This window comes from Mesorhizobium sp. P2_C5_2, assembly GCF_056404535.1.
Genome location: NZ_JBFUDV010000008.1, coordinates 158,227 through 171,245, shown reverse-complemented (window position 1 = coordinate 171,245; position 13,019 = coordinate 158,227). Strand labels below are relative to the sequence as shown.

The window sequence follows — 13,019 nt, the reverse complement described above, 5'->3', positions numbered from 1 at the left end:
GACCTTGATGCTAGGCAATGGCGGCACCCCACCTACCCGCCAGCTAGCCTCGGCAGCAGAAAAATCTCTGCCCCCTTTGGCAATTCCTTCGACCAGGTATCGCGATAGATCGTGCCGTCGATGGCGACGGCGATGCCCTTCTCAATCCAGGGCTCGATGCCGGGATACTGTTCAGCCAGCTTCCTGAACAGCTCCCTTATGTCCTTGGCCTCGATCTCAACCTTGCTCTGGCCGCCGGCGAGCTGGCCGAGCGCACCCCAGAGCGTTACTTCGACCATCAGCCTCCCCGTTCCGCCTCGATCGCCGCCAGGATGCGTGGCGGCGACATCGGGATGTGGGTCATGCGCACGCCGGCGGCGTTCGAGACGGCATTGGCGATCGCCGCCAGCGGCGGCACGATCGAGGTTTCGCCGACGCCGCGCACACCATAGGGGTGGTTGGGGTTGGGTATTTCGAGGATCTGCGTGTCGATCATCGGCAGGTCCGAGCAGACCGGGATGCGATAGTCGAGGAAGCCGGCATTCTGAAGACGCCCGTCCTTGCCGTAGATATACTCCTCGTTGAGCGCCCAGCCGATGCCTTGCGCCGCACCGCCCTGGTACTGGCCCTCGACATAGGTCGGGTGCACCGCCTTGCCGGCATCCTGGATCACCGTGTAGCGCACGACGCGCGCGGCGCCGGTCTCGGGATCGACCTCGATGTCGCAGATATGAGTGGCGAAGGAGACGCCGGCGCCGTCGGCGACGAGTTCGCTGTGGCCGGCGATCGGCCCGCCTGTCTTGCCGGAAGCAGCCGCGATTTCCTTCAGCGACAGTGCCGCAAGGTTGCCGTACTTCTCGCCTTTGGCGATAGCATGGCCGTTTTCCCAGACCACGTCGTCGACGGGGATGTCCCACGTCTGCGCGGCGCGGTCGCGCAGGATTTTTATCGCGTTGCGCGCGGCCGAGATGGTCGCCATCGAGGACGAGAAGGTGCCGCGGCTGCCGTCGGTCATGTCGTTGTAACCGAGGCTGGAGGTGTCGGCGACCACCGCTTTGAGCTGGGCATAGTCGATGCCCAGCTCTTCCGCCGCAACCAGAGACAGCGAGGCACGTGAACCACCTACGTCCACCGTGCCGACGGCCAGCGAGACCGAGCCGTCCATGCCTATGTTCAGGTCCACGCAGGTCTGGCCACCGAAGTTGAACCAGAAGCCACAGGCCATGCCGCGGCCCTGGTTTTTGCCCAGCGGCGCCTTCATATGCGGATGGGTCTTCGCCGCCTCCAGCGTCGGGCCGATGCCGATCGGGCCGTAGACCGGGCCGTAGGAAGACCTTGTACCTTCCTGGGCAGCGTTTTTGATCCGGAACTCGACCGGATCCATGCCGATTTCCTTGGCCAGCTCGTCGACGGCGCTTTCTACCGCGAACGCCGCCATTGGTGCGGAGGGCGCGCGGTAGGCCGCGGTCTTCGGCCGGTTGACCAGCACTTCGTAGCCCACAGTCTTGACGTTATCGAGCTTGTAGCAGGCAAACGCCGTCATGGCGCCGATCTCGGCCCAGGTGCCGGCATAGGGGCCGCTGGAATAGCGCAGCGTCGCCTCGGCGGCGGTGATGGTGCCGTCCTTGCGGGCGCCGATCTTCACGTCGATCGAGGTAGCACTTGTCGGACCCGAGGCGCGGAAAACCTCGTCGCGCGTCATGACGAGCTTCACCGGCCGGCCGGCCTTGCGCGACAGGGCCAGCGCCACCGGCTCGGCCCAGACATGGGTCTTGCCGCCGAAGCCGCCGCCGATCTCCGACGAGGTGACGCGCAGCTTCGAGGCTTCCAGCCCAAGCAGTTGCGCGCAGTGCTGGCGGTAGACGAAATGCCCTTGCGTGCAGACCCACAGGTCGGCGGTGCCGTCGGAGCTGACGCTCGCCACGCAGGCATGCGGCTCGATATAGCCCTGATGCGTCTGCTCGGTCTTGAAGGAGCGCTCGACGATGAAATCGGCGTGGCCGAAACCCTGATGGACATCGCCATGGCCGAACTGGCTGCGCTTGGTGACGTTGGAAGGCTTTACCGGCTTTTCCTCGAGGCCCTCGGTGAAGATGGTGTCGTTGATCAAGGGGGCGGTGTGCTTCATCGCCTCGTCGACATCGGTGACATGCGGCAGAAGCTCGTAGTCGACCTCGATCAGCTTCAGGGCCTGCCTGGCCGTGCGCGCATCGACGGCCGCCACCGCGGCCACGGCGTGGCCGTCATAGAGCGCCTTGGTGCGCGCCATGCAGTTGTCGAGGACGTCGTACATGCCGGCATCGCCATCGGTGAGGTCCGGCAGGTCGGCGGCAGTGATCACGGCTTTCACGCCGGGGAGCTTCTCCGCCTTCGAGGTGTCGATCCTCTTGATCTTGGCATGGGCGTGCGGGCTTCTCAGAACACGCCCGACCAGCTGTCCCGCCATGTTGAAGTCGGCGCCGTAGCGCGCGCGTCCCGTCACCTTGTCGACGCCGTCGGGGCGAATGGGGCGCGTACCGACGGATGAAAATTTGCGGCCTGAAAAACGCGGATCGAAATTCATGGCTTACGCTCCCTTCATCACATTGGCGGCGTCCTGGACGGCGCGCACGATCTTGTCGTAACCGGTGCAGCGGCAGAGGTTGCCGGCGAGACCGAAGCGGATTTCCTCTTCGGTCGGATCGGGGTTCTTGGCCAGAAGGTCCTTCGCCGCGATCAGGAAGCCCGGCGTGCAGATGCCGCATTGCAGGGCTGCATGTTCGAGGAACTTCTGCTGCAGCGGGTGCAATTGATCGCCATGCGCCATACCCTCGACGGTTTCGATATGCCGCCCTTCCGCTTCCGCGCCAAGCACCAGGCACGAGCAGACCAGCCGGTTGTCGAGGATGATGCTGCAGGCGCCGCAGTCGCCGGTGCCGCAGCCTTCCTTGGCGCCGGTCAGTCCGAGCCGGTCGCGCAGAACGTCGAGCAACGTCTCGTCAGGCTGGCAAAGGTACTCGACGTGATCGCCGTTGATTGTCGTTGATACTGCTACACCGGCCATCATTTGCCTCCTGCACGTGCATAGGCGGTCGTCGCGGCTCTCCTGGCCAGCACGCCCGCAACTTTTCGTCTGAACTCGATGGTGCCCCGCTTGTCGTCAATAGGGCGGCAGGCCCCAGCGCAGACCTTGGCAAGCCGCTCAAGCGCTGCTTCATCCAGCTTCCTGCCGATAAGGGCCTCGGCTGCTTCTTCCACGAGAAGCACGGTCGGTGCTGCCGCACCCAGCGCGACGCGGGCGGCTGTGATGACGCCATGCTCGTCGAGTGTCAGGTTCACGCCGGCGCTGACCACGGCGATGTCCATTTCGGTGCGCGGAATGAAACGCAGATAGGCATCGCCCGAACGCGGCGCGCGCTTGTCGAGCAGGATGGCCTCGATGATCTCGCCCTTGGCGAGCGAGGTCTTGCCAGGCCCGATCGGCACGGCCTCCACGGCAATGGTGCGCCTGCCCGAAGGACCGGCAACCACGGCCTTGGCGCCGGCGGCCACCAAAGCCGGGACGCTGTCGGCGGCCGGCGAGGCGTTGCACAGATTGCCTGTTATGGTGCAGCGGCCCTGGACCTGCTTCGAGCCGATCAGCTTCGCTGCCTCGACGACGCCGGGCCATGCCTTCTTCAGAACCGAGCTCTCGCCCAGGACGGCGCATGGGACGGTGGCCCCAATGCTGAAGCCGTCGGCCGTCTCCCTGATCTCGCTCAAGCCCTCGATCGCCTTGATGTCGACGATCAGGTCGGGCTCGACAAAACCGCCTTTCATCCGAACGAGGAGGTCACTGCCCCCGGCAAGAATGGCTGATGTGCCGGAAGCGCCGGCCAGCAGGCCAACGGCATCTTCGATTGAAAGCGGACGTATGTAACGCATCGTCTCCCCTTGGTGATGGTGATCTCGCCGACCGTTATAAACAATCACCTTATAAAGACCATCCGGTTGCTTGTTTCCAGCGATTGGGCCAGGGGCGGATGGAGTTTGCCTTAGGCCGCGACTTTTGCACGGCCGAGGCTGATGCCGATGTCCTTCAGCGCCTCGGCTACGGCCTCGTCCAGCGGGGTGTGCGGGACTTCGCCGATGATGCCTTCCAGCCGGTCGGACACGAGCCGGTGCGGTTCGAAGCGCAGATAGGACATCGAGACGATCTCGCGCCACATCGCCACGAACGGGCTACCGGCGCGCAGCACCCACCAAGGCATGAACGTCAGTTTCAGCGGACGTCCCAGCGCCTTTTCGGCGGCGGCCTTGATGTCCATGTCGGTGACGGCGTGGCCGGGGAAGTTGAGCGCTTCGTAGAAGCCGAGCTTGTCGAGATTGCGCGCCAGGCCGACGAAGCCGACGGCGAAGTCCGGCAGGTAGGCCCATTCATGCGCGAGGTTGGCCGGGCCGGGCGCGGTATAGACGCCCTTGTTCATCTTGGCAGCGACGACAAGGTCGAACCACGACCCGCTCCCGGTGCCGCCGAAGAAATCGCCGGCCCGCAGGATGATGGTGCGGACGCGGCCGGCGTCGGCCTCGCGGCGAAACATCGCTTCCATGGCGCAGCGGATGCGGCCCTTCTCGGTCGTCGGGCGGAACGGCGTGTCCTCGGTGACGACCTGAGGCATCGGCGAGCCGTAATTATAGACGGTGCCGGGGAAGAGATGCAGCGCGTCATTGGCATAGCAGGCGGCCATGACGTTTTCCGCCATCGGCAGGCATTTGCCCCAGTCGGTGTAGATCGGGTTGAGGCCGTTGAAAATGATGTCGACGCCTTGCGTGGCGCGGATCAGCGCCTCGCGGTCGAGCGCATCGCCGGCGACGGCGGTGGCGCCCTTGAGTTCGGCCGGCACCTTGCCGCTGCGGGTGACGGCGCGGACGTCGAAGCCGGCGTCGATGAAGGCCTTGCCAACCACGCGGCCGAGCCGGCCATTGGCGCCCAGAATTGCGATCTTGGTCATTTTTCTTCTCCGTGTTTGTGTTTGCAGCCCGAATATGATGCCTCCACATGCGAATGAAAATTGACTGTGACTGGCGTTCTGATATTCATAAATGAATGACTGAGATCGACTGGAACCTGATCAAGAGCTTCGTCACCGTGGCGGAGACCGGCAGTCTGTCGGCTGCGGCGCGAAAGCTGTTGGCCAGCCAGCCGACACTTGGCCGTCATATCGGCGAGCTCGAACAGGCGCTCGGCGTCACGCTGTTCCGGCGTGGGCGGCGCGGCTATGCGCTGACGGAAGCCGGCGCCACGCTGTTCGAGCGCGGCAAGGCGGTGAGCGAGCAGGCGAGCGCCTTTTCGCTGCTGGCGCTGGGTTCGGTCGAGGCCATCGAAGGCACGGTGCGCATAGCCGCCAGCGAGGTGGTGGCGGCGTATGTGCTGCCGAAGATGACGGCGCGGCTTGGCGTCGAGGAACCCGGCATCGAGGTCGAGATCGTCGCCTCGAACCAGGTTGAGAACCTGCTACGCCGCGATGCCGATATCGCCATCCGCATGGTCAAGCCGGCGCAGAACGAACTGATGGCGCGCAAGGTCTGCGATATTGCGCTCTGCTGCTGCGCGGCCAAATCCTATCTCGACAGGCACGGTCGTCCGCTCAAGCCCGCCGACCTGGTCGATCTCCCGTTGATCGGCTTCGACCGCAGCGACGAGATGATCCGCGGCTTTACCCAGTTCGGCATCCCCGTCACCCGCGGCAGCTTCCGCTTCAGGACCGACAACCAGATCGTTCTGTGGGAGGCGCTGCGGGCGGGAAACGGCATCGGTCTTGGACAGGAGCCGTTGGCCGACAGCGATCCATTGCTGGAAAAATTGCTGCCCGGCTTGCCATTGCCCAGCCTGCCGGTATGGCTGGCGATGCATCGCGACGTGCGCACCAGCGTGCGCATCCGCCGCGTCGCGGATTTTCTCTATGAGGAACTGAAGCGTTATTCGGCGGGTGCAGGCGCGAATTCGGCGCGGTGAGCGAGCCCGGCCATCAAAAGCACGACGATCAACAGTCCCGACATGGCGACGAAGATCGGCCCGAAGCTCGAATGCTCGGCGACAAAGCCGATCGCCGACGGCGCCACCAATATGCCGGAATAGCCCATGGTGGTGACGACGCTCATGCCGGTGCCTGATGACATGCCTTCCTGGTTGCCGCCGGCCGAGAAGATGATCGGCACCATGTTTGCGATTCCGAAGCCGCAAAGAGCGAAGGCCGCGATGGCGATCCAGGGCGAGGGCGACAGGCCGGCAACCAGCATGCCGGCAGCGGCGACGATGGCCGAGCCGCGCAGGGTCGCCACCGCGCCGAAGCGGTTGCGCACGCCGTCGCCGAAGAAGCGCATGACCGCCATGACACCGGAGAAGGCGGCGTAGGCAAGACCGGCAATGGCGAGATCGGCGCCCAGTTCTTGCCGGAGATAAAGCGCTGCCCAGTCGAGCACGGCGCCTTCGGAAATCATCGTCAGTAGCGCCATCAGCCCGACCAGGTAGACCAGCGGGTTGGCCGGCAGCGTGAATTTGTGATGCCCGGCGGCCTGCGGCTTGTCCTCGGCGATGAGGTAGCCGACCGCTACGGCTATGACGGCAAAGGCGATGACCGTGACGACAGCCGCATGGGCGAGGTGGCCGTAAGTCTGGATGGCGTAACCGCCCAAGCCGCCACCGGCGAAACCGCCGAGGCTCCAAAAACCGTGCGACGACGACATGATGGCGCGGGAGAGCCGGCGCTCGACCACCACCGCATTGGCGTTCATGGCGACATCCATGCCGCCGATCGATCCGCCGAAGATGACCATGGCAATCGCCGCCAGCGGAACGTTGGGCGCCAGTGCCACGACCAGCAGGCCAAGGCTGCCGCACAGACCGAACCAGCGCAGCACGGTGCGCGAGCCATGCCTGGAGATCAAATGGCCGCACCAACTCATGGCCGCGACCGCGCCGACGCCGAACAAAAGGATCAGCAGGCCGAGTGTGAACTTCGAAATGTCGAGCCGGGTCAGGAACACCGGAATCTGCGGCGCCCAGCTGCCAGTCAGGAAGCCGTTGGCGAGGAAGATGGCGGCAACAGCCCATCGCCCGCGAATGACGCTCTGCATCGCGTTTTGCGCGCTCATGGTTCGAATCCGGTCAAAAATGGCTTTGCGCGGCAAATTAGATCGATTCAATTCTCAGTCAAGCGCCTGGCTGTGAAAGCTTGTGGGCCACATCGAAGGGCTACGATTCCGCAGAGATCCTTCGCGCCCCCCTCTGTCCTGCCGGACATCTCCCCCACAAGTGGGGAGATTGGCGGCTTCGGCGCCTCGCTTATTCTTGCACTTTTGGAGATTGGCTAGAGCCTGTGTGACGGCCGATCTCCCCCCAAGTGGGGGAGATGTCCGGCAGGACAGAGGGGGGCGCTGTCCCGCCGACGTCAATCCTGTGAACCGCGCCGCTAATTCAATGATCCCTCGGCCGTCGCGCCTCGAATTCCGCCTTCTTGGCGTCCGAAGCTTCGGACTGGTTGAGCGCCTGCCACTCGGCATAGGACATGCCGTAGACGATTTCGCGCGACTGATCCTTGCCGAGGTCGACGCCCTCAGCCTCAGCGGCTTCGCGGTACCAGTTCGACAGGCAGTTGCGGCAGAAGCCGGCGAGGTTCATCAGGTCGATGTTCTGGACATCGCTGCGTTCGCGCAGATGCTCTATCAGCCGGCGGAAGGCGGCGGCCTCGAAATCGCGTTTCTGTTCGTCGCTGAGTTCGGTCATTTTCTTGGGTCCCTACGTCGGCCCGGTGCGCGAGCCGAACATCTTCACCTGATGTATATCGGCACGACGATCGATGGCGTCAACGATCGGCGCCAGCCGTTCGGCCCAGGCCAGCGCGCCCTTGCTGTCCGCGATCAGGTCCTGGCGGATCTCGATCAGCGCATGGGCAAAACCGTTGACGATGGCGTGCTTGAACATGGTGTCGCCGCGCAGCGCGCCGTCATAGGGTTCGTTGTCGCCGACGACGAGGTCTTTATCTTCGGCCAGCATGTCGATCAGCGGCCGCGCCACCCGGTCGTCGAGGTCCCAAAGGATGCCGACATGCCACGGCCGCGCAACGCCTTGCATGACCGGGGTGAAGGAGTGCACGGAGAAGATGAAAGGCGCTTTGCCCGAGGACTGCGCCACCGAAGCAATCATGGCGCCAACAGCGTCGTGATAGGGGCGGTAGAAGCCGTCCAGCCGCCTTTCGCGCTCTTCCGCCGCCATCGGGTAGTTTCCCGGCACGACGGTGCCGTCATAGAGCTGGCGGATCAGCGTCGGGTCGTCCTCGCCGCGATTGGGGTCGATCAGCAGGCGCGAAAAATTGGCGATCACCGCCGGCGCGTCGAGCAATGCCGCCAATTCGCGCGTCACCGTTTCGACGCCGATGTCGTAGGCGATATGACGTTCGAGTTCCGCCGTCGGCAGGCCGAGGCTGCCATACTCCTCCGGCAGGTCGCGGCGGGCATGGTCGGCGATCAGCACGATGCCGCGCTTGCGGTCGCCTTCGACAAGATCGAAAGGCGCGAAAACTGTGGATCGGGTCATTGGCTGAAAAGGTCTGTTCGCTGGCTTCCGGGGAGGGTGGTATCGTCATTCCACGAAGAGGACGCTGGCGCAATGCCGTTGTTTGGCCACGGTTTCTGCGAAAATCCGGTCACGCGCGGCAGATTGCGTGTCGGGGGCCTTTCTAAATCGATTGGAATTGGACAGAACGGCGCGTTGACATGCGCCCGGACTTTTCCGAAAAGGGGCGTTGAGAGATGCAGATGACGTTGTTGAAGGGTTTCGGGATGGGTTCCGCCGGCAGGCCGCGTGCGCGCACCGCCTTTGCCGTGCCGCTCCTGACCCTGACGGTGGGGCTTACCGCGCTGGTCGCGGCCTCGCCCGCCCGCGCCGATTTCCGCGTCTGCAACGCCACGCAGAACCTGGTCGGCGTCGGCATTGGCTACCGGGCCAAGGCCGGCTGGATCACTGAGGGCTGGTGGCACATAGAAGGATCGAGCTGCAAGACGCTGATCGAAGGGCCGCTGTCATCAAGGTTTTACTATCTTTATGCAGAAGACGCCGAGCGTGGCGGGCGCTGGGATGGCCCGATCAACATGTGCGTGGCCGAAAAAGAGTTCAAGATCGCCGGCGTAACCGATTGCGTCGCCCGGGGCTTCCAGCGCGCCGGATTCCAGGAATATGACACGGGCGAGCAGGCAAGCTGGATGGTCCAGCTGACCGATGAGTCCACAACGGGAGGCGCTCCAGCCGCCCCGGGAACAAACAGTCAATGAGACGTAGCCGCAAGGTCAAGATCCTCGCCACCATCGGTCCAGCCTCTTCGTCCGAGGAGATGCTGCAGAAGCTGTTCGAAGCCGGCGCCGATGTCTTCCGCATCAATATGAGCCACACCGACCATGAGCTGATGCGCACGCTGGTCGCCCGCATCCGCGCCGTCGAGGAAAAGGTTGGCCGTCCGATCGGCATCCTGGCCGATTTGCAAGGACCGAAGTTGCGCGTCGGCAAGTTCGCCAACGGCAAGGAGGCTCTGACGGCTGGCCAGACCTTCACGCTCGACAACAATCCCGAGCCCGGCAATTCGACCAGGGTCTACCTGCCGCATCCCGAAATCCTGAGCTCGGTCGAGGCCGGCCACCGTCTGTTGATCGACGACGGCAAGCTGGAGCTCAAGGCGGTGAAAAGCGACGGCAAGTCGATTACCTGCACGGTCGTCGCCGGCACCATGATTTCCGACAAGAAGGGCGTCAGCCTGCCCGACACCGACCTGCCGGTCGGCGCGCTGACCGAAAAGGACCGCAAGGACCTCGATGCGGTGCTGGCGGCCAACGTCGACTGGGTGGCGCTGTCCTTCGTGCAGCGGCCGGAGGATCTGGCCGAAGCCCGCAAGATCGCGCGCGGCCGCGCGCTGATCATGGCCAAGATCGAAAAGCCGCAGGCCGTCGCCCGGCTGGCCGAGATCATCGAACTCTCCGATGCGCTGATGGTCGCCCGCGGCGATCTCGGTGTCGAAATGCCGCTGGAAGCCGTGCCCGGCATCCAGAAGCAGATCACGCGCGCGGCGCGCCGCGCCGGCAAGCCGGTGGTGGTCGCCACGCAGATGCTGGAATCGATGATCACCGCGCCGGTGCCGACCCGCGCCGAAGTCTCCGACGTGTCGATCGCCGTGTTCGAAGGCGCCGACGCCATCATGCTGTCGGCGGAATCCGCTGCCGGCGCCTATCCGGTCGAGGCGGTGGCGATGATGAACCGCATCGCCACCAAGGTCGAAACCGACCCGACCTATGCCGGCATCATCAACGCGCAGCGTTCCGAACCCGAAGCGACCGGCGCCGACGCCATTTCGCTGGCCGCCCGCGAGATCGCCGAGACGTTGAAACTGGCGGCCATCATCACCTATACGGCGTCGGGCACCACGGGCCTGCGCGCTGCGCGCGAGCGGCCGCAAGTGCCGATCATCGCGCTGTCGCCGATCCTCAACACGGCGCGTCGGCTGTCGCTGTTGTGGGGCACGCATTGCGTCGTCTCGCCCGATGCCAGCGATCTCGACGACATGGTCGACCGCGCCTGCCGTATCGCTTTCGAAGAGGGGTTTGGCCAGCCGGGCGACCGCGTCATCATCACGGCAGGCGTGCCGCTGCGGACGCCGGGTTCGACCAACATGCTGCGCATCGCCTATGTCGGATCGGACGTGCAGGCCAGCCGCAGCGTCGGTTGAGAGAGGCTTCAACCCGTCACAGTTCGCAGCGCTCTTGCCGCGGCTTCGGCGTGATCAATGCGCCGAAGGAACCGGCGAGCCCGAGGAACAGGGTCGTGTAGGTACTGGTCCGGACCCAGTATCTTTCGCCGGTTGAGCTCGACTGTGTCGAGCAGATCGAAATCGACCCTGGTGATCGCGCAGTGCCATCCGGCGCTGCGTGAAGCCCAGCTTCTGCCATGGTGTTCCAACAGCCGCTCGCGGGCGGAATAACCGTGGTAATCGAACGCGACCACGCCATTCGTCACGTAAATATGGTTCCCCGAAAAGCCCTCGCCTGGGATGATCCGTTCGCCGTAAAATCCTTCCAGCGGGGGATGCTCGAGAAAGGTGCCGGCGAGAATGGCGCAGGCGCCGTGACCGAAGAAGATGCGGTCCGGCAGCGCCCATCGTTTCTGCGGGTTTTTCTTGATGCCGTGCTTCAGGACATACATCGGCGATCAGGTCGGGGCGAGTTCCGCGTCGGGCACCGTGATGTCGGGGCATTGCCCCTCATTATAGGCATCGCCGGCGATCCGAGCTTCCACGGTTTTCGCTATTGCCTGCAGGTCGACGTCCTTGCCGGCAACCTTTTCGATGGCGCCGACGACGAGGTCTGGCGCGATCCAGTCCGGCTTGTGGCCAAGATTGTGGACCCAGATCAACTCGGCGCCAGGAATGTCCCTGACCAGCCCGACAGAATGGATCGAGGCATAGACCACCTTGTCGCGATCGCCTGAGATGACGATAGTCGGCGCCGTGATGTCGCGGTAATGCGGCGCGGCCTTGAGCGCATAGTCGTAGAGGCCGGCGACATCGATGGCGTTGGCGCGGAAGGCGCCGGGACGCAGCACCAGCGGGATCGAGGCGTTGCCGACATAGAAGTCCGGCACCTTGTTGGGAGAAAACACGCAGGCCGTGGCGCTGTTCATCTGCAGCGTGCCGGCAGGATAGGCCAATGTCTCCGAAAACAGCCAGCCAATGATTGGGGTGGCGGTCAGCTTGTAATACCAGGCGGTAGCGCCGCCCGGCCAGGGGTGGCTGACCGGCGACAGGAAGACCAGGCCGAGCGTCTTGTCGGGGTGCTCGCGGCCAAAGGCGGCGGTGATCACGCCACCGAAGGAATGGCCCACGATGACCGCCTTGTGAATGCCGAGGCGGTCCATCAGTTTGGCGATGGTGTTGGCCTGCGCCGACGGGCTCTCATTGTTGCCGGGGCCGCGCCCCGACCAGCCGAAGCCCGGCCGGTCGAGGAAGACCATCTCGGCGCGGCCTTCGAGCAAAGGCCTGATCGGCAGCATCTGATCTCTAAGGTTGGCGCTGGCGCCGTGGATGAAGACGATCGCTGGCAGCTCGGCATTTTGCGGCGCCGGCACGTGGACATAGTGGATGCGGGCACCGTCGATGTCAGCAAATTCGCCGGCCGGCGGGTTGCGCCACTCGATCAGCCACGCGCCGGCGCGGGTGACACCGGCAAGGGCAAAGACGAGCGCGAGGAGGAAGGCACAGGCGGCGTAAATGAGGTTCATGGGGAGAGGTACGGGGGTGGAGGGGGAATAGTTCTAGGCAGTAGGCAGTAGGCATGCCTTCAACCACTCACCCTACTGCCTAAGCCCTATTCCCTACTGCCCAGACTAAATTCCTTCGCCGGCAAGCTCTTCCGAAAGGGTCGCGACCTGGTCCTGAGCGCTGCGCATCATCGGATAGATGGCCAGCACCTTCTGCCAGGCTTCGAGCGCCGACTGCTTGTGGCCGGTGGCGGCCATGATCTGGGCCAGGCCGGAAAGCGCGCCGAAATGGCGCGGTTCCAGCTGCAGCGTTTGGTCGATGTCGGACATCGACTTCCCGAAATTCTTCATCATGTAGTGGACGGTGGCGCGCCGGTTCCAGCCTTCGGCATATTTTGGCTGCAGGATCACGACCTGGTCGAGGAAGTCGAGGGCGACGTCGAACTTCTGGTCATCCATCGCCTTTTGCGACCATTGCATCATCAGGTCGATCGAGGCGCTGCCGGACTGGAACCATTCGCCCCAGATGCGCCCGGCGATGCGCTCGGCCGCCTTTTCGTTGCGTTCGCGCTTCAGGTCGGCAAACAGCTGGTCGAGCCGGGCTTCCTTGGTCACGGCAACCGGCGGCTTTGCCGGCGGATCGTCCGCCCACGCCGGAGCGACGCCGAACAGGAAGAGAGTCGCGAAAAATGCAAAAAGAATCCGCATCGCCGGAATCTAACCCCGGACGGCGGATCGTCAAACTGAAATTAGCGTGACAGTGCCTGATCTCAGGCAATTAACA

General features: G+C 64.1%; 14 protein-coding genes. 3 read left to right on the top strand and 11 right to left on the bottom strand.

All coding sequences use genetic code 11. The features are described from left to right. Positions 1–32 precede the first annotated feature (32 nt). From AC1D1B_RS27315 to AC1D1B_RS27295, 5 genes are all read right to left on the bottom strand, one after another. The gene (locus tag AC1D1B_RS27315; RefSeq protein WP_477311131.1) at positions 33–278 is read right to left on the bottom strand and encodes a MoaD/ThiS family protein; all 246 of its coding nucleotides are present in this window, start codon (positions 276–278) and stop codon (positions 33–35) included. Continuing rightward, positions 278–2,542, bottom strand: a complete 2,265-nt coding sequence (locus AC1D1B_RS27310) for a xanthine dehydrogenase family protein molybdopterin-binding subunit (protein WP_477336063.1) — start codon at positions 2,540–2,542, stop codon at positions 278–280. Before AC1D1B_RS27310 ends, AC1D1B_RS27315 begins: the two co-directional genes overlap by 1 nt. A gap of 3 nt (positions 2,543–2,545) precedes the next feature. Then, on the bottom strand, positions 2,546–3,022 hold the full coding sequence (locus AC1D1B_RS27305; protein WP_477336061.1) for a (2Fe-2S)-binding protein: 477 nt from the start codon (positions 3,020–3,022) through the stop codon (positions 2,546–2,548). Continuing rightward, complete coding sequence (locus tag AC1D1B_RS27300; RefSeq protein WP_477336059.1) at positions 3,022–3,882, bottom strand: FAD binding domain-containing protein; 861 nt, start codon at positions 3,880–3,882, stop codon at positions 3,022–3,024. The genes AC1D1B_RS27305 and AC1D1B_RS27300 overlap by 1 nt, the downstream gene beginning before the upstream one ends. A 110-nt stretch (positions 3,883–3,992) precedes the next feature. Beyond that, complete coding sequence (locus AC1D1B_RS27295; RefSeq protein ID WP_477336057.1) at positions 3,993–4,949, bottom strand: SDR family oxidoreductase; 957 nt, start codon at positions 4,947–4,949, stop codon at positions 3,993–3,995. Between the two features lie 95 nt (positions 4,950–5,044). On the opposite strand from AC1D1B_RS27295, the gene AC1D1B_RS27290 reads away from it, so the two are divergent. Then, positions 5,045–5,953 carry a LysR family transcriptional regulator gene (locus AC1D1B_RS27290; protein WP_477336055.1) on the top strand — a complete coding sequence of 303 codons (909 nt, stop codon included), beginning with the start codon at positions 5,045–5,047 and terminating at the stop codon, positions 5,951–5,953. On the opposite strand, the gene AC1D1B_RS27285 is transcribed toward AC1D1B_RS27290, so the two are convergent. The 3 genes from AC1D1B_RS27285 to AC1D1B_RS27275 form a co-directional block, all read right to left on the bottom strand. After that, the gene (locus tag AC1D1B_RS27285) at positions 5,917–7,092 is read right to left on the bottom strand and encodes an MFS transporter (protein ID WP_477336053.1); all 1,176 of its coding nucleotides are present in this window, start codon (positions 7,090–7,092) and stop codon (positions 5,917–5,919) included. The two genes, AC1D1B_RS27290 and AC1D1B_RS27285, sit on opposite strands and share 37 nt — an antisense overlap. Positions 7,093–7,414: 322 nt before the next feature. Further along, positions 7,415–7,723 carry a DUF1244 domain-containing protein gene (locus AC1D1B_RS27280; protein ID WP_477336051.1) on the bottom strand — a complete coding sequence of 103 codons (309 nt, stop codon included), beginning with the start codon at positions 7,721–7,723 and terminating at the stop codon, positions 7,415–7,417. A 12-nt stretch (positions 7,724–7,735) separates the two neighbouring features. After that, a complete protein-coding gene (locus AC1D1B_RS27275) occupies positions 7,736–8,533 on the bottom strand; it encodes an N-formylglutamate amidohydrolase (protein WP_477336049.1) in 798 nt (265 codons plus the stop codon). Between the two features lie 245 nt (positions 8,534–8,778). On the opposite strand from AC1D1B_RS27275, the gene AC1D1B_RS27270 reads away from it, so the two are divergent. After that, positions 8,779–9,267 carry a DUF1036 domain-containing protein gene (locus AC1D1B_RS27270; protein WP_477264980.1) on the top strand — a complete coding sequence of 163 codons (489 nt, stop codon included), beginning with the start codon at positions 8,779–8,781 and terminating at the stop codon, positions 9,265–9,267. Then, a complete protein-coding gene (pyk, locus tag AC1D1B_RS27265; RefSeq protein ID WP_477336047.1) occupies positions 9,264–10,709 on the top strand; it encodes a pyruvate kinase in 1,446 nt (481 codons plus the stop codon). The genes AC1D1B_RS27270 and pyk overlap by 4 nt, the downstream gene beginning before the upstream one ends. A gap of 8 nt (positions 10,710–10,717) precedes the next feature. Here pyk and AC1D1B_RS27260 read toward each other — a convergent pair whose 3' ends face one another. The 3 genes from AC1D1B_RS27260 to AC1D1B_RS27250 form a co-directional block, all read right to left on the bottom strand. Then, positions 10,718–11,182, bottom strand: a complete 465-nt coding sequence (locus AC1D1B_RS27260) for a hypothetical protein (protein WP_477336045.1) — start codon at positions 11,180–11,182, stop codon at positions 10,718–10,720. Positions 11,183–11,188: 6 nt separating this feature from the next. Further along, positions 11,189–12,256 carry an alpha/beta fold hydrolase gene (locus tag AC1D1B_RS27255; protein ID WP_477336043.1) on the bottom strand — a complete coding sequence of 356 codons (1,068 nt, stop codon included), beginning with the start codon at positions 12,254–12,256 and terminating at the stop codon, positions 11,189–11,191. Between the two features lie 105 nt (positions 12,257–12,361). Beyond that, positions 12,362–12,943 carry a tetratricopeptide repeat protein gene (locus AC1D1B_RS27250; protein WP_477336041.1) on the bottom strand — a complete coding sequence of 194 codons (582 nt, stop codon included), beginning with the start codon at positions 12,941–12,943 and terminating at the stop codon, positions 12,362–12,364. Positions 12,944–13,019: the final 76 nt, after the last annotated feature.

Bases quoted from the DNA above. Each gene is read 5' to 3' on its own strand.
- AC1D1B_RS27290 (WP_477336055.1), top strand. From the start codon at position 5,045: ATGACTGAGATCGACTGGAACCTGATCAAGAGCTTCGTCACCGTGGCG.
- AC1D1B_RS27300 (WP_477336059.1), bottom strand. From the start codon at position 3,882: ATGCGTTACATACGTCCGCTTTCAATCGAAGATGCCGTTGGCCTGCTG.
- AC1D1B_RS27315 (WP_477311131.1), bottom strand. From the start codon at position 278: ATGGTCGAAGTAACGCTCTGGGGTGCGCTCGGCCAGCTCGCCGGCGGC.
- AC1D1B_RS27250 (WP_477336041.1), bottom strand. From the start codon at position 12,943: ATGCGGATTCTTTTTGCATTTTTCGCGACTCTCTTCCTGTTCGGCGTC.
- AC1D1B_RS27280 (WP_477336051.1), bottom strand. From the start codon at position 7,723: ATGACCGAACTCAGCGACGAACAGAAACGCGATTTCGAGGCCGCCGCC.
- AC1D1B_RS27285 (WP_477336053.1), bottom strand. From the start codon at position 7,092: ATGAGCGCGCAAAACGCGATGCAGAGCGTCATTCGCGGGCGATGGGCT.
- AC1D1B_RS27260 (WP_477336045.1), bottom strand. From the start codon at position 11,182: ATGTATGTCCTGAAGCACGGCATCAAGAAAAACCCGCAGAAACGATGG.
- AC1D1B_RS27295 (WP_477336057.1), bottom strand. From the start codon at position 4,949: ATGACCAAGATCGCAATTCTGGGCGCCAATGGCCGGCTCGGCCGCGTG.
- AC1D1B_RS27310 (WP_477336063.1), bottom strand. From the start codon at position 2,542: ATGAATTTCGATCCGCGTTTTTCAGGCCGCAAATTTTCATCCGTCGGT.
- AC1D1B_RS27255 (WP_477336043.1), bottom strand. From the start codon at position 12,256: ATGAACCTCATTTACGCCGCCTGTGCCTTCCTCCTCGCGCTCGTCTTT.
- AC1D1B_RS27270 (WP_477264980.1), top strand. From the start codon at position 8,779: ATGGGTTCCGCCGGCAGGCCGCGTGCGCGCACCGCCTTTGCCGTGCCG.
- AC1D1B_RS27305 (WP_477336061.1), bottom strand. From the start codon at position 3,022: ATGGCCGGTGTAGCAGTATCAACGACAATCAACGGCGATCACGTCGAG.
- AC1D1B_RS27275 (WP_477336049.1), bottom strand. From the start codon at position 8,533: ATGACCCGATCCACAGTTTTCGCGCCTTTCGATCTTGTCGAAGGCGAC.
- pyk (WP_477336047.1), top strand. From the start codon at position 9,264: ATGAGACGTAGCCGCAAGGTCAAGATCCTCGCCACCATCGGTCCAGCC.